Here is a 16888-nt window from a genome sequence, read left to right as displayed (position 1 = left end):
CCAGACAGCGCGTTTGCTGTCTGCTCTTGTGGTTCTTGTTCTTGAAGGGAGTTCATCGTCAATCGTCTTCGCAGCTGTGCACAGTGGGGATAACCATCTGCAGGCTAGCGTTCACCGGCGCCGGCCCTGTGGACGACCAACCGTAGGTCATCCCGACGACAGCGCGGCCCGGTGGACGGATCCGCCGACCGCGCCGCTGTCCACAGCCGGGCGGCTGCGTGTGCACGGCGGCATGCACAACTGGTGTGGACAACGGCAAGGCGACTGCTCACGCCCGCGCCCGGACCTTGATCCGGCTGGTCAACTCGGCGATCTGGTTGTACACAGTGAGCTTCTCGGCCATCTGCGCCTTGATCTTGCGCTCGGCGTGCATGACGGTCGTGTGGTCCCGATTGCCGAACTTCTCGCCGATGCGCGGCAGCGACAGGTCGGTGAGTTCGCGGCACAGGTACATCGCCATCTGCCTGGCGCCGACCAGCACCCGGCTGCGCGACGTCCCGGTCAGGTCGTCGATGGACACGGCGAAGTACTCGGCGGTGACACCCATGATCATCGAGGCGGTGATCTGCGGGGTGTCCGATTCGGTGATCAGGTCGCGCAGCACCGTCTCGACGAGCGGCATCTCGACGATCTGGCGGTTCAGGCTGGCGAAGGCGGTGACCCGGATCAGCGCGCCCTCGAGCTCGCGGATGTTGCTCTGGATCTTCGTCGCGATGAACTCGAGCACCTCCGGCGGCAGGTTCATCCCGTCCTGGGCCGCCTTCTTGCGCAAGATGGCGATCCGGGTCTCCAGGTCAGGCGCCTGGACGTCGCTGATCAGGCCCCACTCGAAGCGGGTGCGCAGCCGGTCCTCGAGCGAGGAGAGCTGTCGCGGCGCCTTGTCCGAGCTGATGACGATCTGCTTGTTGGCGTTGTGCAGCGTGTTGAAGGTGTGGAAGAACTCCTCCTGGGTGCGTTCGGCGCGCTCGAGGAACTGGATGTCATCGATCAGGAGAAGGTCCACCGAGCGGTACCGCGACTGGAACGCCTGCATCTTGTCGTCGCGCACGGAGTTGATGAAGTCGTTCGTGAACTCCTCGCTGGACACGTACCGGGTTCGCAGGCCGGGCAGCAACCGCTGCGCGTAGTGCCCGATCGCGTGCAGCAGGTGCGTCTTGCCCAGCCCCGAGTCGCCGTAGATGAACAGCGGGTTGTAGGCGCGCGCCGGCGCTTCCGCCACCGCGACGGCGGCCGCGTGGGTGAACCGGTTGCTGGAGCCGATGACGAACGTGTCGAAGGTGTACTTGGGGTTCAGCCGGGCGTCCTTGTCCGATCCGGCGACGGTCCGCACCGGCCGGGCCGGGCGGGGTGACCACGGCTCAGGCTCGTCGGCCTCGGCGTCCTCCGGGTCGGCTTCCTCGTCGGAGGCGGCCTCGTCGGTGCGCTCGTCGACGGTGGTGGCCACCCGAACCTCGTGACCGAGTTCGGCGCTGAGCATGGTCGCGATCAGCGGGCGGAGCCGGTCTTCGAAGTACTCGCGGGCCCAGTCGTTCGGCACCGCGAACAGCGCGGTGTCCTCGACCAGGCCGAGCGGCCGGGTCAGCCGGATCCAGGCACGCTGCTGCGGACGCACCGACGGGTCGTCGAATCGGGATTTGATCCTGTCCCAGACGGCAACGAGATCTGATCGGTCGTCCACGGATCGGGTCCACTCCAGGTGCTGTCATGCGCTGCGAAACTCGGCTCGCCGACGATCTCACGTCGGCACGGCGGCGCGAAATCCACAGAGTTCTCCACACACTGTGTACGCAGAGACCACCGGAGTCCACCGGATCGCGGATGTCAGGCAATGCCGGGTGACACGGTCCGGGAACCTAACAGCGGCTAGATTGGGGCGGCAATAGGTTCCGGCGTGTCGTCCGGGCAGTAGTGTAAATCCGGCATAGGTTGGCCGGTTCGCCACCCCGGCCGGTTTGACCGCGCAGGCTTGCGATCCGTACCGTGGAGACCGGTCCGTGCGGTCCGCGTCTTGATCGCTGCCCGCACGGCGTCCCGATCAGGTTGCAGGTCGCACCCGCGCGACCACCGCGGGATGAGTAGGTCTCTCGATAGGAAAGAGTCGGTCCGTGAGCAAGCGCACCTTCCAGCCGAACAACCGCCGCCGCGCCAAGACGCACGGCTTCCGGTTGCGGATGCGCACCCGCGCCGGGCGTGCCATCATCTCCGCCCGCCGGCGTAAGGGTCGCAGCGAACTGTCGGCCTGAGCCGACACGTTCGTCGTCCCGTGCTCGCGCCGGCGCACCGGATGCGGCGGTCCGCGGACTTCGCCGCAGTCGTGCGCACGGGTGCGCGCGTCCGCCGTGGCAGCCTCGTCGTGCATCAGTTGGCCGGCCTGAGCGACGGTCCGGCGACCGCCGGGCTGGTCGTCGGCCGCTCCGTGGGTGGCAGCGTCGTCCGCCACCGGGTGAGCCGGCGGCTGCGGGCGCAGCTGGCCGCCAGGGTGCAGTTGCTGCCCGTCGGCTCCGGAACGGTCGTGCGGGCGTTGCCACCATCGGCGTCGGCCTCGTCCGCCGAGTTCGGACGCGACCTGGACGCGGCGCTCAGCAAGCTGGCCCGGGTGCCGCGGCCTGCCGGTGCCGGCAGATGAGAGCCCCGGCCCGCGCCGCGGTGCGGGCGATCACCTTCTACCGGACCGCGATCAGCCCGGCACGGCCACCGTCGTGCCGCTACACGCCGACCTGCAGCGCGTACGCGGCCGAGGCGATCGAACGCTTCGGGTTGGCCCGCGGCGGGTGGCTGGCGATGCGCCGGCTGTTGCGGTGCCACCCGTTCCACGCCGGCGGGCACGACCCGGTACCCGCACTCGTTGATCGAACCGCAGATGCGTCCGCAGCCACGACCGACCTGATGGCCGTTTAGGAGTCATTGAGTGCTCAACTTCCTGTACACCCCGGTCTCCTGGGTCTTGCTGCAGTGGCACCACCTGTTCAACGCGGTAGGGCTGGACAAGAACGGCGGCCTGAACTGGACGCTGTCGATCGTCTTCCTGGTGATCACCGCCCGGCTGCTGCTGTTCCGGCTGTTCATCAAGCAGGTCAAGTACCAGCGGCACATGCAGACGATGCAGCCGGAGATCCAGAAGCTGCGCAAGAAGTACAAGGACGACCGGGCCGAGATGCAGCGCCAGATGATGGCGCTGCAGCAGGAGCAGGGCTTCAACCCGCTGTCCGGTTGCCTGCCGATGTTCCTGCAGTTCCCGATCTTCATCGCGCTGTACCACGTGCTGCGGCACCTCTCGAACTCTGTCCTGCTGTGCCACCAGCCGTCCTACGACGGCAAGCTGCTGACGCTGTACACCTTCACGCGCAACGAGACCTGCGGCGCGGCCCAGGCCAAGCTGTTCGGCGCGCCGCTGGCCGGGCGGCTCACCGACACGGCCGACCAGGTGAACGTGCTCGGCGGCGAGCGCGGGGTGATGATCGGCGTAATTCTGGTGCTGGTGCTGATCAGCGCCGGGGCCACCTTCACCACCCAGTTGCTCGTGCGGGCCGGCAACCCGACCCAGGCCGAGGGCACCGCAGCAACGGTGCAGAAGCTGATGCTGTACTTGATCCCGCTGGGCACCCTGGGGTCTGGTCTGTTCTTCCCGCTGGGCGTGCTGCTGTACTGGTTCACGAGCAATACCTGGACGATGGCGCAGCAGCTGTACATCAACAAGTACCACCCCCACGAGGGCCTCACCGCCGCGCCGGCGGGCGAGCTGGGCAAGACCCTCGCGCCGAAACCAGGACAGCGCCCGCAGCGCGCCAGACCCGGGACCACCTCGCTGACCAAGGAGCCGGTCGAACCGAGCGAGGACGCGCCGGCCACACCAGCACGCAACGCACCCCGGCCGGGCCAGCGCCCGCAACGGCAGGCGAACAAGCGGCCACCGGCCAAGCGTCCCACCCAGGCGAAGAAGCGCCGCTGACCGCGTGCGCGGGCAGTACGAACACACCGAAAGAGAGCCATACCGTGAGTGACACCGACGTTGTGACCGAGCCCGCCGACGACGCCAACAGCATCGGCACAGACAGCAGCGACGCGGACGGCAGCGACGCGCAGGATGTGGATCACCTGCTCGTCCGTGAGGGGGACATCGCGGCCGACTACCTGGAGCGGTTGCTGGACATCGTCGACTTCGACGGAGACATCGACCTGGACGTGGAGAACGGCCGGGCGATCGTCGCGATCGTCGGCTCCGGGCTGACCTCGCTGATCGGGCCGCGGGGGGAGACCCTGGACGCGCTGCAGGAACTGACCCGGCTGGCTGTCGCGCAGAAGACCGGGAACCGCAGCCGGCTGATGCTGGACGTCAGCGGCCACCGGCAGGCTCGCCGGGACGAACTGGCCGCACTGGCCCGGGACACCGCGACCCGCGTACTGGAGTCCGGAGAGTCGGCGCGGCTGACGCCGATGAACCCGTTCGAGCGCAAGGTCGTGCACGACGCGATCTCGGTGATCGACGGCGTGCGCAGCGAGTCCGAGGGCGAGGAGCCGAACCGGCGCGTCGTCGTGCTCACCGACCGATGAGCCGGTGAACTCCGGTCCTGATGCGGCACCGCCGATCGGACCGGAGGCGACGGCCGCTTCGGAGCTGTTCGGCGACCGGCTGCCGTTGGCGATCCGGTACGCCAGGTTGCTGACCACGGTCGGCACGGAACACGGGCTGATAGGTCCGCGCGAGGCCGAACGAATCTGGGCCCGCCATCTGCTCAACTGTGCGGCCGTCGCCGACCTGCTCCCCCTGTCCACCCGGCTCGTCGACATCGGGTCCGGTGCCGGCCTTCCCGGCCTGGTTCTGGCGATTCGTCGGCCGGACCTGCGTGTCGACCTGGTCGAGCCACTGCAGCGCCGTGTGAACTTCCTCGTCCGGGCAGTCGATGAGCTGGGGCTTGCCGAAGCGGTCCGCGTGCATCATGGCCGGGCCGAAGAGCGCACCGTCAGCGCCGCGGTCGGTGCGTGCGAGTGGGTGACCGCACGTGCGGTGGCGCCACTAGCTCGGTTAGTGGGATGGTGTCTACCGTTGCTGGCGCCCGGCGGCAGCTTGCTGGCACTTAAGGGTCGGAGTGCAGCAGCAGAGCTCGATCGTGACGGTGTGGCCGTGCGCCGCGCCGGTGGCACCGCCGGGCAGGTCGTCGAATGCCAGATCCCAGGACTCGACCAGCCGAGCCGGGTGATCGTGATACAGCGGGCCGCGCACCGGAAGCAGAAGGGGAGTTCATGAGCGAGCCAGAGCCCGGTCAGGTTTCACGTGAAACACTGCTCGAATCTCCTGACGTGGTCGGCGATGTTTCACGTGAAACGAGTGACCAGGACCGGGCCTACGACACGCCGATCGCCAGGGAAGCCGCTCAAGCGGTGCATGTCATGAACGTGCGCCAGGAGCAGTGGCCCCGGCCGGCGGCAACCCGCGTCGTCACCGTTGCGAACCAGAAGGGCGGGGTCGGCAAGACCACCACCACGGTGAACATCGCGGCGGCGATGGCGCTGCATGGCCTGCGAATCGTGGTGATCGACCTGGATCCCCAGGGCAACGCGAGTACGGCGCTCGGTATCGCGCACGGCGTCGGCACACCTTCGGTGTATGACCTGTTGCTCAACGGCAGGCCGTTGCACGAGCTGTGCTCCATCGCAGAGTTCGCACCGACGCTGCAGTGCGTGCCTGCCACCCTGGACCTGGCCGGAGCGGACATCGAGCTGACCTCACAGGTGGCTCGTGAGCATCGCCTGCAGCGCGCGGTCCAGGACTACCTGCGCCGGCCCGAGCCGCCGGACTACATCTTCATCGACTGCCCGCCGTCGCTGGGGCTGCTCACCCTGAACGCGCTCGTCGCGGCTCGCGAGGTGCTCATCCCGATCCAGTGCGAGTACTACGCGCTGGAGGGGCTGGCGCAACTGCTCAACACGGTGGACCTGGTCAAGTCGCATCTGAACCCCGAGTTGACCGTCACCACGGTGCTTCTCACGATGTACGACAGCCGCACCCGGCTCGCCGATCAGGTCGCGTCCGAGGTGCGTGCCCACTTCGGCGAGCTGGTTCTGGAGCCGGTCATTCCACGGAACGTGCGCGTGTCCGAGGCGCCCGGCTTCGGGCAGACCGTGATGACCTACGACGCCGGCTCACGCGGCGCCATCGGATACCTTCAGGCAGCGCGCGAAATGGCTGAGCGCGGCAGGACGATGCAGGCGGGGGGATCTGGCGAATGAGTAACAAGAATCGTCGTGGCGGGCTGGGGCGCGGGCTCGGTGCCCTGATTCCCACCGCGCCACCGGTGGTCGAACCGGCAGATGCCCTCGCACCGGCTGGTTCGGCCACCGACAGCGCCGAACGACCCGGTCCGGACGGGTTCGGAGCCGGCGCGACAGTTGCGGTGCCGGACCCGGCGATGCCCGAGTCGCCCGCGGGTGAGGCCGCGCACCCGGCGGTGGAGTCGGCAGTGGAATCGGCGACGGCGTCTGAAGCCATGTCCGGCGACCACATGTCCGGCGACCACATGTCCGGCGACCACACGTCCGGTCACAACGGGGCCGTCGATGTCGAACCGGGCGCCACGCTGCTGCCGGTGGCGGGCGCCAGCTTCGCTGAACTGCCGATCGAGCGCATCCACGCGAACGCCAAGCAGCCCCGCCAGGTCTTCGACGAGGACGCGCTCGCCGAGCTGACCCACTCGGTCCGTGAGTTCGGCGTGCTGCAGCCGGTCGTCGTCCGGCCCGATAGCGACGGATACGAGCTGGTGATGGGGGAGCGACGGCTGCGGGCAGCCGAGGCTGCCGGCCTGACGGTCGTTCCGGCAATCATCCGCTCCACTGCCGATGACGCCATGCTGCGCGACGCCCTGTTGGAGAACATCCACCGGGCCCAACTCAACCCCCTGGAAGAGGCGGCTGCGTACCAGCAACTCCTGGAGGAGTTCGGGACGACGCACGACGAACTGGCCGCACGCATCGGTCGGAGCCGGCCGCAGGTCACCAACACGATCCGGCTGCTGAACCTGTCCATCCCGGTCCAGCGCCGTGTCGCGGCCGGGGTCTTGTCGGCCGGCCACGCGCGCGCCCTGCTCGGCCTGCAGGACACCGAGGCGCAGGACGAGCTCGCCTCCCGGATCGTGGCCGAAGGCCTGTCGGTGCGCGCCACCGAGGAGCAGGTCGCGTTGCACGCCAGTGGCGCCGCGGGCAAGAAGCCCGGCCGGCACGCTCCCACGCACCGCATGACCGCGCCGGCGATCAACGAACTCGCGGACAAGCTGTCGGACGCCTTCGACACCCGGGTCCGGGTCGAACTCGGCCGGCGCAAGGGCAAGATCACCGTCGAGTTCGCCTCGGTCGACGACCTCGAGCGGATCATCGCGGTGATGGCGCCGCAGCTCTCACCGCGGCGCCGCACCGAAGCTCAGCCGGCGGCGAACGAGCCGTAACTCACCACGTCGTCCAGCGGGCGGCGGCCGCGGCGCAGCGAAGGGGAGCGAACGTCGGCAGCGGGGTAGCCGAGGCTCACCACACCCACCGCTGCCAGCCGATCCGGCACCGCGAACGCCGCGCGCAGCTGCGGCCAGCGTTCGCCGGGCACGCCGAAGAAGCAGGCGCCCAGGCCGGCCTCCTGCGCGGCGAGCAGCAAGATCATGGCGGCCATCCCTGTGTCGATGTGCCAGTAGGGGACCGGCCAGCGTGCTTCGTCGCGATCGGTCCAGCCCTTGTCCGGCTCCGCGTACCGGTCGAGGTAGGCATCCTTGTCGGAGAAGCAGACGATCAAGGCGGGCGCGGTCTGCATCCGAGTCAACCAAGCGTCCGCTTCGCCGCCGGAGGTGGCCGTCCAGAACGCACTGCGCGACGTTATGTCGTCCAGGACCAGGAATTGCCAGCCTTGGGTATGCCCCGCCGAAGGTGCCCTGATCGCGAGCCTGAGCAGCCCGTCAAGCACTTCGCGTGAAACGGGCCGATCCGGGTCGTAGGAGCGGACCATCCTGCGGTTGCGCACCGCTTCGCTCAGTTCCATGCCGCCACTGTGGCATGAGAAGCGCACCGGCAGCGCACAACCGGCGCCCTCGGCATGTGGTGCTGGTGATATCGGATGCTCGCGACCCGCATGGTGTGCCATCGTGTGACGCGTGAGCTCATTCGGCACGGGCGGCCGCGATCTGCGCCAGTCCCGCAAGTTGCAGGACGTCTGCTATGACATCCGCGGTCCGGTCCTTCAAGAGGCCAAGCGCCTGGAGGAGGAGGGCCGCCGGATCATCAAGTTGAACATCGGCAATCCGGCACCGTTCGGCTTCGAGGCTCCGGACGAGATTCTCGTCGACATCGTGCGTAACCTGCCTACGGCGCAAGGGTATTGCGATTCGCAGGGGCTGCTGTCGGCGCGCACCGCGATCGTGAACCACTACCAGGAGCAGCAGATCGAGTCGATCACCGTCGATGACGTGTGGCTCGGCAACGGTGTCAGTGAATTGATCACGATGTCACTGCAGGCGATGCTCGACAACGGCGACGAGGTGCTCGTTCCCGCGCCGGACTACCCGCTGTGGACGGCGGCCACCTCCCTGGCCGGCGGCGTGCCGGTGCACTACCTGTGCGACGAGCGGAACGGCTGGCTGCCGGATATCGAGGACATCCGCGCCCGGATCACCCCGCGCAGCAAGGCGATCGTCGTCATCAACCCGAACAACCCGACCGGTGCGGTATACCCACCGGGGGTACTAGAGCAGATCGCCGACGTGGCGCGTGAGTACGGCCTCGCGGTCCTGTCGGACGAGATCTACGACAAGATCCTCTACGACGGCGCGGTGCACACCGCGTTCGCCCGTGTCGCGCCCGATCTGTTCGTGCTCACCTTCAACGGATTGTCCAAGGCCTACCGGGTCGCGGGATTCCGCGCCGGCTGGATGGCGGTGTCCGGGCCGAAGAAGCACGCGGCCAGCTACCTCGAAGGCATCACGATCCTGGCGAACATGCGGCTGTGCGCGAACGTCCCGGCGCAGCACGCGATCCAGATCGCCCTCGGTGGGCGGCAGAGCATCCGCGAGCTCGTCCTTCCCGGCGGCCGCCTGCACGAGCAACGTGAAGCCGCGCTCACCGCGTTGGACAAGATCCCCGGCGTCAGTTGCGTGCGCCCGTCCGGTGCGATGTACGTCTTCCCCCGGCTCGACCCGGAGCGCTATCCGATCAAGGACGACCAGCAGTTCGTGCTGCAACTGCTGCGCGAGCAGCACGTGCTCGTCGTGCAGGGCAGCGGCTTCAACTGGCCCGAGCCCGATCACCTGCGGATCGTCACGCTGCCCCGGGCGGACGATCTGACCGAGGCGATCGGCCGGATCGGATCCTTCCTGTCCGACTACGACGGTGGGGCCTAGCCCGCCCCACCGGCCGGCGTCGGCCAGTGGGGTGACGGTGCGGACCTTGCCCGGGCACAATGGCTGTCGTGACGCGCCGCTTGACCAGCATCACGCTCGACAACCTCGACGACCTGCCGCATCGCTGCCGCTCCTGTGTCTTCTGGGAGCTCGATCCCGTCGCGGGCGAGCGTGCCTGCGCGTCCGGGTCGGCGGAGCTGGAAAAGGAGGCGTGGCTGTCGGACACCCTGCTGGAGTGGGGAAGTTGCGGGTACCTGCTGTACGTCGACACCATCCCGGCCGGCTACGTGCTGTACGCGCCCGCCTCGTACGTCCCACGCTCGGTCGCCTTCCCCACCTCGCCGGTCAGCCCGGACGCGGTGCTGCTGATGACCGCGCGGCTGGTGCCGGAGTTCGTCGGCGGCGGGCTCGGCCGCACGCTGGTGCAGGCTGTCGCGCGCGACGTGAGCCGGCGCGGGATCAGGGCCATCGAGGCCTTCGGGCGCATCGACGGCGGCGAGCCGGACGCGAGTGATCGGCAGTGCCTGCTGCCCGCCGACTACCTGCTGTCCGTCGGGTTCAAGACCCTCCGGCCGCACCCGAGGACGCCGCGGTTACGGCTGGACATCAAGAGCACCGCGTCGTGGCGGGAGGACGTCGAGTACGCGCTGGACCGGCTGCTGTCCTCGATGCAGTCGCCGGTGTTGTCCCGCTGATCAGCCGGCGATCTTGGAGATCTGCAGCACGCCCGTTGGCGGGTCGTCGGCGCTGGCCAGGTACAGCCGCTGGATCGCGACGAGCAGCCCTTCGGCGGCGGTGTCCCGGAACAGTGGGTCGAGCAGCATGGGCCGGTCGATCGGCGAGGTGAGATAGCCGACCTCGACACGCACCGCGGGCATCTTGGTCATCCGCAGCAGCGACCAGGCCTTGCCGTGGATGCGGCCGTCGGTCAGGCCGGTGCGGGCGACCAATTCGCGGCGGACCAGGTCGGCCAGCCGCTCACCGACGGTCGAGCTGGAGCCGTCCGTCCCGAAGTAGTACGCGGCCAGACCGTTGGCCCGGGGCGAGGCGAAGCCGTCCACGTGCAGCGAGAGCACCACGTCGGCGTTCACGTCATTGGCCAGCTCGGCGCGCTCGGCGTCCGAGCGCCCGTTCTGCGGGCCGCGGGTGAGCCAGGTGCGTACCCCGAGCGCGGCCAGCCGGCCCTCCAGCCGGCTGGCCAGGTCCCAGACCAGCTCGGCCTCGGCGATGCCCTCGTGCTCCACGCCCGGATCGGCGCCGCCGTGGCCCGGGTCGATGACGATCCGCTTGCCCAGCAGGTTGGGTCCGGACACCGCGACCGCGACCATCTCCCGCAGCAGCTGCGGGCTGCCACCCACCACGCGCCGGCCCAGCTGACGCAGTGCCCGCAACGTGTTCGGCCCGCACAGCCCGTCGGCAACCAGTCCGTAGTCGCGCTGGAACGAGCGCAGTGCGTCGGCCGTCGATGGCCCGAACACGCCGTCGGCGCGGATCACGTTGTAGCCCAGCTCGAGCAACTGCTGCTGCAACGCGCTGACGTCGTCCCCGGTGAGCGGGTTGCCCGCGTCGTGGGCCAGCAGCCGGTCGCCCAGCTGGCGTTGCGCGCCGGCCAGTGCGGCATAGGTCTCGGCGCCCACGGTGCCGTCGACCGAGATCGACCGGCGCTGCTGGAAGTGCCGGACCGCCAGCTCGACGGCTTCGTCGAACTGGTCCTCCTGCTTCGGGTCGGTGTTGTTCAGCAGGCCGAGGGTAGCCAGCATGCGACGAACCTCGACGACGGCGCTACCGGTCGCGCCGCGGCGGAGTGAGTGCATGAGTCAGGCGCACCTTCGTCGTTTCGGGGCAGGCACGTGTCGGTGTCATTGTGCCTCACGTCGGCTCCGGCACCGTCGCCGTCACAGCGAACGTTGATGCGCGATACGACGAAGCGGCCGCACCGGGCGGCCGCCTCGTGGCATGCTGTTCGGATCGAGTCAGGCGACGTACTCGGACAGCTCGTTGAGGATCGCGGCCTTCGGACGCGCCCCCACGATCGTCTTGACCAGCTTGCCCTTTTCGAACACGGCCATGGTCGGGATCGACATGATCTGGTACTCGCGGGCGACGCCCGGGTTCGCGTCGATGTCGACCTTCGCGATCGTCAGCTTGTCGGCGTACTCACCGGCGATCTCTTCCAGGACGGGTGCCACCTGACGGCACGGTCCGCACCAGGTCGCCCAGAAGTCGACCAGTACGGGGCGCTCGGACTGCAGCACCTCGCTGGCGAAACTGGCGTCCGTGACGTGCACGGTGTTCTGACCCATGTCTCTCATCTCCTGATCCTGCGGCGGTACCTGTGCAACATAACGTGTGCCCGGCGGATTCCCGCAAGACCCTGGTCGCCGCGCTTTCGTGTGGCGGTCAGCCCCGCCCGGCGCCGGTGCTCGTGGACGGGATGGTGTCGGCGAGCGCGGAGAGATAGCGCTCGGCGTCCAGTGCAGCCTGGCACCCCGTACCCGCCGCGGTGATGGCCTGCCGGTACGTGTGATCGACGAGGTCACCGGCCGCGAACACGCCGTCCAGGTTGGTGCGGGTGCCGACCGTGGTGAGTACGTACCCCTCGTCGTCGAGGTCGACCTGGCCCTTGACGAGCTCGCTGCGCGGCTCGTGGCCGATCGCGATGAACAGTCCACCGACCGGCAGCTGCCGCTCCTCACCGGTGACCGTGTCGCGCAGCGTGATGGCCGACACGGCGTTCTCGCCGGCGATGTCCGTGACCGCACTGTTCCAGGCCCAGCGGATCTTCGGGTTCGCCTCGGCCCGCTCGGCCATGATCTTGCTGGCGCGCAGCGTGTCGCGGCGATGCACCACCGTCACGGACTTGGCGAACCGGGTGAGGAAGGTGGCCTCCTCCATCGCGGTGTCGCCGCCGCCGACGACGGCGATGTCCTGGTCGCGGAAGAAGAATCCGTCACAGGTGGCGCACCAGGACACGCCGTGCCCGGACAGTTCGTCCTCGCGGGCGATGCCGAGCTTGCGGTACGCAGAGCCCATCGCCAGGATCACCGCGTCCGCGGTGTACTCCCCGGCCAGCGTCCGGACCGTCTTGACCGGCCCGCTGAGATCGACCGAGACGACGTCGTCGCTGACCAGTTCGGCGCCGAACCGCTCGGCCTGCGCCCTGATCTGGTGCATCAGGTCCGGGCCGATGATGCCCTCGGGGAAACCCGGGAAGTTCTCGACCTCGGTGGTGTTCATCAACGCGCCGCCGTACTGCGCACCCTCGAACACGAGCGGGGCGAGGTCGGCGCGTGCGGTGTAGAGCGCAGCCGTGTACCCGGCCGGCCCCGACCCCACGATGATCACGTTGCGATGCTGCGTCACGATGTGCCTTCCACCTCTGCTGGTGCTGCCTTCAACGATCCTAGGTTCGGCGCGATTCCCGGGCATCAGCGGCGCACCATGGCCCGGATGTCCTGCAGCTCCGGCAGCCGCAGCCGCGACGCGATGACGCCGAGCACGGCAAGCCCCACTACCGCGCCGGCCATAAGCGCGGTGAGCGAGCCGACATGCCCGCGGCCGAGCGCATGCTCGCAGCCGAGCACCACGGCCCACGCCGCGGCGCCGCCGAGCGCCGACGCCCCCGCGATCCGCACCGCGGTGTTCGCCACCGACGCGAAGCCGAGGTGCCCCAGCCGCCTGCTGAGCAGCAGGTGGCCGGCAGCGGCGCCGACCAGGTACGACGCCGAGGTCGCAACGGTGAGCGCTTCGGCCATGTGCGCGGGATCGTCGATCGTCGCGGTGCACACCAGCACCAGGACCACCTTGGTCGCGACCATGACCGCGTTGATCATCGTCGGGGTGCGGCCGTCACGCATCGCGTAGAACACGCGTAGCTGCAACATCACGATGGCGAAGGGGAACAGGCCGAACGCGGACGCCGCGAGCGCGGTGCCGATCAACCGGCCGCCCGCGATGCTGGTCTCTCCGTAGGCGAACAACGTCACGCACAGCGCCGGGCCGAGCACGATCAACCCGGCGGTGATCGGGAGCAGCGCCACGGCCGAGAGCCGCGCACCGAGACCGAGGTCCGCGACCACCTCGGCGGTGCGCCCTCGTGCGGCCGCGCGCGAGAGCCGCGGCATGAGCGCGGTCAGCAGCGAGACGACCAGGATTCCGTACGGCATCTGCACCAGCAGGTCGGCGTTCGTGAACACGGTGAACACGTGGCGCCGGCCGCCGACCACGGCGATGACGGTGACACCGATCTGGCTGGCGACCACGTAGCCGAGCACCCAGCCCGCCAGCCGGCCCACCTCGCGCATCCGGCCCTGTTCGTTGGGGCGCGCCCGAAAGCGCCACTTCCAGCGAAAGCCCGTGCTGCGCAGCGCGGGGACGAGTACCAGCGCCTGGGCGGCGATACCCAGGGTGGTGCCGATGCCCAGCACCAGGATCTGGGCTGTGGTGATGCTGGTCGGGGTGAGCGTGTTCGGGCCGGGCAACGCGAAGAACACCGCGAGGGTGACGATCATGATCACGTTGTTGACCACCGGGGCCCAGGCGCCCGGGCCGTAGCTGTGCCGCACGTTCAGCACGGCCATGAACATCGCGCCGACACCGTAGAAGAAGATCTCGGGCAGCAGCAGTGTCGCGAACACGCTGGTGAGCGAGCGCTGATCGGGGTACGGAACGAAGCCGGCGGCGATCAGCGGGGCGCAGGCCACCGCGACCAGCGTCATCGCACCGAGCGCGGCCGTGGCGATCGACAGCAGCCGCTGGGTATACGCGGTGCCGCCGTCGGCGTCGTCCTCCTGCGCGTGCACCAGTAGCGGCACCAGCACGCTGGAGAGCACGCCGCCGAGCAGCAGTTCGTACACCATGTTCGGGAAGTTGTTGGCCAGGTTGTAGGCGTCGCCGACGTGACCGATCCCGATCGCGGCCACCAGCAGGCTGCTTCGCAGGAAGCCGGTCACCCGGCTGACGAGGCTCGCGATCGCCATCGTGCGGCTGTTCGCGAGCAGCCCGCGCTTACCGGCATCCTCGCCGGGCTGTGCTGCCGGCTCGTGCGGCCGCTCGGTCGCGGCAGGCCCGGCGGGCGCGGCAGGCCCGGCCGGCTCAACGGCGAGCGCGCCGTCTCGTCTGGCCTGATCGATCGTCTCCGCGGCCGGCTTGGTGCCGGGCCGTAGCCTGCGCCGCCCGACATACGTCGGGGTGCTCCACCGAACCTGGTCGGCGGCCTCGCCCTCGCCCCAGTCCGCGACGAGTACCGAGGAGATCGGGTCCGCTTCGGTGAACGTGCGCGGCGTGATCACCCGCTCGCCGCCGGTGTACAGCGCGGGCCTGCTCCAGCCCTCGTCCGGCTCGCTCACCGGGCCCGTCCGGCCGCTTTCCGGCGGTGTCGCAAGCGCCGCGCGCCGCGCAACAGCAGCGCCGCAGCGAGCACCGCGGCCGCCCCGAAGGTGATGATCTTGCCGATGGTGCCCAGCGCGGTACTTCGCACCGACAGCACCAGCGGGCTGCCGACCACGTCACCGTCGCCGTTCAGCAGTTGCACGTTCACCTTGATCCGGCGGACCGGGTCGATGTGCGCCGGCACGTGCAGCGGTAGCTTGCTGTGCGGGGCGATGGTCTGCGCACCGACATCGTCGGCCGAGAAACCGAGCACCCCGCCGACCGTACCGATCGCGAGCCGGACCGAGACGGTCACGTCGAGCGTGTTGGAGATCGTCACCGGCAGCGGGGAGTCGGCCGAGCCGAACGTGTACGAGCCGGTGCTCGGACGGACCAGGTGCACGCCGTCGAGCAGCTTGCTCAGCCGGGACCGGATCGCGGTGGCGATCTGCGCGCTGCGCTGCGGGCTGTCGCGCCAGGCCGAGGACTCGCTGCGCTGCACTGCCGCCTCGACCGAACCGAACGAGTCGGCTGCCTGCTTGGCGTCCGGGATCAGGCCGGTGAGGGTCGGGACGGCGGTGGCGGCGTACCTGGCGGTGTTCACGGTGCTGGTCGGCAGCCCACCGGAGTTGCTCTGGTCGGCAAGCCGACCGTGCCCGACCGGTCTGACCGAGTGGGTCGCCGCCTGCAGGGACAGCGCCCGGGACCACGCCGTGCTGGCGGTTTCCCGGATCGCGCGCGTCGCCGCGGCCGGATCCGGGTCGACGTCGCGCGGTGGGGTGATCAGCAGGTAGTGCGAACGGCTGCCGTCCTCGACGGCGCGCACCGCGACCTCCGACACCAGCTGCGGCAGCAGCGCGGTGCCGTTTGCGCCGTTGCCGACCACCGCAGCGACGAACTGTTCGACGGTCGAGGAGGTGACCGCCATGGTCGCCGGCCCCGCGCTGCTACGCAGCCGGCCGAGAGCGTTCGGCAGGGGCGAGCCGCCGGTGCCGCCGGGAAGGGTGTGGTCGTCGACGATGACGGTGTCGGTCCCGTTGCGCACCAGTGCCGTGAGCGCGGCCGCGCCCAGCGTGCTGTGCACCGGCCAGGCCAGGCCGGTGGACGCGCTGCGGCCGCCGAGCAGTGCGCTCACCCGCGCCTGCGCGTCGGGAGGCAGTTGCGTGGCCCAGTCCAGGCCGTTGCGGGCCAGTGAGTCCACGTCCGGGTCGGCGTACGGGGTGAAGCTGAGTTGCAGGTTCGGGGCAGCGGCCAACGCGGTGCTGAAGCGAGCCAGCCACGCCTTGGCAGCCGCGGTGCCGGTGCCGGGGACCGTCTTGCTGCCGGCGTCGCTGCCCGCGCCCGCGGCGGCCACTCGGTACGGCCCGGCCGCCATGATCGCCAGCTCGTCGAGCAGGTTGGGGTCGACGAGCAGGGTGAGCGGGACGCTGTTGCCGACGTTCTGCACCACCTGCAGCAGCCGGTCCAGCCTGCCGCCGGGCGCGATCGATCCGGCCAGCCGGTCGTCGGCGAACACGTCGTCGGACAGCGAGCGGTGCGGCGGCTCCAGGATCGGCCAGACCCAGCTGACCTCGGTCGGTGCGACGCGCTGGTCCGGCGCGAAGGCCGGGATGAAGGTCTGGGTGCTGCCGAGCACGCTGTCCGCGCCGTCCGTGCCGGTCTGGTGTACGGCGAAGTACAGCGGGTAGATGCGGGTCTGGCAGATGCACAGGCCCGCCTGCACGCCCGCCATGCTGGTGGTGCTGGCGTAGCTCACGGTTCGGCTGGCCAGTGGGCCAAGCGACGCCTTGACCGGGGTGGTGGCCGCGAAGCGGCCGGCCAGCGACTCGTCGGGCGGCTGCACGCTCGAGATGGCCGCATCGAGCGAGTGCTGGTTGCTGATCGGGTTGCCGCGGGTCCCGACGACGGTCAGGTCGGGGAGGGCCCGGTCGGTGGTGTTGGTGAGCTTGAGCGTCACGACCAGCGGCTGGGGCGTCGGGCCGGCCGCCGGGGTGGTCGGATTCACATCGAGCACGCTGACCTGGACCGTGTCGTTCGCCGGAACGTCCGCGCGTGCCGCGGCCTGTAGACGGGTGAGCGGTGTGCCGCAGAGCAGCGCCGCCGCCACGGCCAGCACGGCCCTGGTGCGGTGCCGACCGCTCATGCGGGTC

General features: G+C 69.6%; 17 protein-coding genes. 10 read left to right on the top strand and 7 right to left on the bottom strand.

Going from position 1 to position 16888, the window contains the following annotated elements; genetic code table 11:
* Positions 1-268: 268 nt before the first annotated feature.
* Positions 269-1678, bottom strand: a complete 1410-nt coding sequence (gene dnaA, locus M6B22_RS11900; RefSeq protein WP_269441765.1) for a chromosomal replication initiator protein DnaA — start codon at positions 1676-1678, stop codon at positions 269-271.
* Between the two features lie 427 nt (positions 1679-2105).
* Here dnaA and rpmH point away from each other — a divergent pair, with 427 nt between their 5' ends.
* From rpmH to M6B22_RS11860, 8 genes are read left to right on the top strand one after another with little or no spacing between them, the layout of a single operon-like run.
* Positions 2106-2243, top strand: a complete 138-nt coding sequence (gene rpmH / locus M6B22_RS11895; RefSeq protein ID WP_269441764.1) for a 50S ribosomal protein L34 — start codon at positions 2106-2108, stop codon at positions 2241-2243.
* A gap of 41 nt (positions 2244-2284) precedes the next feature.
* The gene (locus tag M6B22_RS11890) at positions 2285-2626 is read left to right on the top strand and encodes a ribonuclease P protein component (RefSeq protein ID WP_331459729.1); all 342 of its coding nucleotides are present in this window, start codon (positions 2285-2287) and stop codon (positions 2624-2626) included.
* A complete protein-coding gene (yidD, locus tag M6B22_RS11885; RefSeq protein ID WP_269441762.1) occupies positions 2623-2898 on the top strand; it encodes a membrane protein insertion efficiency factor YidD in 276 nt (91 codons plus the stop codon). Before M6B22_RS11890 ends, yidD begins: the two co-directional genes overlap by 4 nt.
* A 10-nt stretch (positions 2899-2908) precedes the next feature.
* The gene (gene yidC, locus M6B22_RS11880; protein ID WP_269441761.1) at positions 2909-3949 is read left to right on the top strand and encodes a membrane protein insertase YidC; all 1041 of its coding nucleotides are present in this window, start codon (positions 2909-2911) and stop codon (positions 3947-3949) included.
* Positions 3950-3993: 44 nt separating this feature from the next.
* Positions 3994-4551: a Jag family protein gene (locus M6B22_RS11875; RefSeq protein ID WP_269441760.1), complete on the top strand. Its 558-nt coding sequence runs from the start codon at positions 3994-3996 to the stop codon at positions 4549-4551.
* 4 nt (positions 4552-4555) lie between these two features.
* Positions 4556-5245 carry a 16S rRNA (guanine(527)-N(7))-methyltransferase RsmG gene (gene rsmG / locus M6B22_RS11870; protein WP_269441759.1) on the top strand — a complete coding sequence of 230 codons (690 nt, stop codon included), beginning with the start codon at positions 4556-4558 and terminating at the stop codon, positions 5243-5245.
* Complete coding sequence (locus tag M6B22_RS11865; RefSeq protein WP_331459728.1) at positions 5242-6228, top strand: ParA family protein; 987 nt, start codon at positions 5242-5244, stop codon at positions 6226-6228. The genes rsmG and M6B22_RS11865 overlap by 4 nt, the downstream gene beginning before the upstream one ends.
* Positions 6225-7436, top strand: coding sequence for a ParB/RepB/Spo0J family partition protein (locus M6B22_RS11860; RefSeq protein ID WP_269441758.1), 1212 nt, complete (start codon positions 6225-6227; stop codon positions 7434-7436). Before M6B22_RS11865 ends, M6B22_RS11860 begins: the two co-directional genes overlap by 4 nt.
* Here M6B22_RS11860 and M6B22_RS11855 read toward each other — a convergent pair.
* A complete protein-coding gene (locus M6B22_RS11855) occupies positions 7412-8014 on the bottom strand; it encodes a nitroreductase family protein (protein WP_269441757.1) in 603 nt (200 codons plus the stop codon). The two genes, M6B22_RS11860 and M6B22_RS11855, sit on opposite strands and share 25 nt — an antisense overlap.
* Positions 8015-8126: 112 nt before the next feature.
* Between M6B22_RS11855 and M6B22_RS11850 the strand changes: the two genes are divergently transcribed.
* Both M6B22_RS11850 and M6B22_RS11845 read left to right on the top strand, forming a co-directional pair.
* Positions 8127-9368 (top strand): pyridoxal phosphate-dependent aminotransferase, encoded by a 1242-nt coding sequence (locus M6B22_RS11850; RefSeq protein ID WP_269441756.1) that lies wholly within the window; start codon positions 8127-8129, stop codon positions 9366-9368.
* Positions 9369-9436: 68 nt separating this feature from the next.
* A complete protein-coding gene (locus M6B22_RS11845) occupies positions 9437-10063 on the top strand; it encodes a hypothetical protein (RefSeq protein WP_269441755.1) in 627 nt (208 codons plus the stop codon).
* Here the strand turns inward: M6B22_RS11845 and M6B22_RS11840 are convergent, their stop codons facing one another.
* From M6B22_RS11840 to M6B22_RS11820, 5 genes are all read right to left on the bottom strand, one after another.
* Complete coding sequence (locus M6B22_RS11840) at positions 10064-11182, bottom strand: N-acetylmuramoyl-L-alanine amidase (RefSeq protein WP_269441754.1); 1119 nt, start codon at positions 11180-11182, stop codon at positions 10064-10066.
* Between the two features lie 159 nt (positions 11183-11341).
* Complete coding sequence (trxA, locus tag M6B22_RS11835; protein WP_269445828.1) at positions 11342-11671, bottom strand: thioredoxin; 330 nt, start codon at positions 11669-11671, stop codon at positions 11342-11344.
* A 97-nt stretch (positions 11672-11768) separates the two neighbouring features.
* Positions 11769-12731 (bottom strand): thioredoxin-disulfide reductase, encoded by a 963-nt coding sequence (gene trxB, locus M6B22_RS11830; protein WP_269441753.1) that lies wholly within the window; start codon positions 12729-12731, stop codon positions 11769-11771.
* 65 nt (positions 12732-12796) lie between these two features.
* On the bottom strand, positions 12797-14716 hold the full coding sequence (gene murJ, locus M6B22_RS11825) for a murein biosynthesis integral membrane protein MurJ (protein WP_269441752.1): 1920 nt from the start codon (positions 14714-14716) through the stop codon (positions 12797-12799).
* Complete coding sequence (locus tag M6B22_RS11820) at positions 14713-16881, bottom strand: DUF6049 family protein (protein ID WP_269441751.1); 2169 nt, start codon at positions 16879-16881, stop codon at positions 14713-14715. The genes murJ and M6B22_RS11820 overlap by 4 nt, the downstream gene beginning before the upstream one ends.
* Positions 16882-16888 lie beyond the last annotated feature (7 nt).

This window comes from Jatrophihabitans cynanchi (genome assembly GCF_027247405.1).
Classification (GTDB): Bacteria; Actinomycetota; Actinomycetes; order Mycobacteriales; family Jatrophihabitantaceae; genus Jatrophihabitans_B; species Jatrophihabitans_B cynanchi.
The sequence above is the reverse complement of the archived record's forward strand: the minus strand, read 5'-3'. Positions and strand labels throughout refer to the sequence as shown.

Excerpts from the sequence above, each read along its gene's own strand:
- M6B22_RS11820 (WP_269441751.1), bottom strand. The coding sequence starts at position 16,881 with ATGAGCGGTCGGCACCGCACCAGGGCCGTGCTGGCCGTGGCGGCGGCG.
- yidD (WP_269441762.1), top strand. The coding sequence starts at position 2,623 with ATGAGAGCCCCGGCCCGCGCCGCGGTGCGGGCGATCACCTTCTACCGG.
- M6B22_RS11855 (WP_269441757.1), bottom strand. The coding sequence starts at position 8,014 with ATGGAACTGAGCGAAGCGGTGCGCAACCGCAGGATGGTCCGCTCCTAC.
- M6B22_RS11840 (WP_269441754.1), bottom strand. The coding sequence starts at position 11,182 with ATGCACTCACTCCGCCGCGGCGCGACCGGTAGCGCCGTCGTCGAGGTT.
- M6B22_RS11890 (WP_331459729.1), top strand. The coding sequence starts at position 2,285 with ATGCGGCGGTCCGCGGACTTCGCCGCAGTCGTGCGCACGGGTGCGCGC.
- M6B22_RS11865 (WP_331459728.1), top strand. The coding sequence starts at position 5,242 with ATGAGCGAGCCAGAGCCCGGTCAGGTTTCACGTGAAACACTGCTCGAA.
- M6B22_RS11860 (WP_269441758.1), top strand. The coding sequence starts at position 6,225 with ATGAGTAACAAGAATCGTCGTGGCGGGCTGGGGCGCGGGCTCGGTGCC.
- trxA (WP_269445828.1), bottom strand. The coding sequence starts at position 11,671 with ATGGGTCAGAACACCGTGCACGTCACGGACGCCAGTTTCGCCAGCGAG.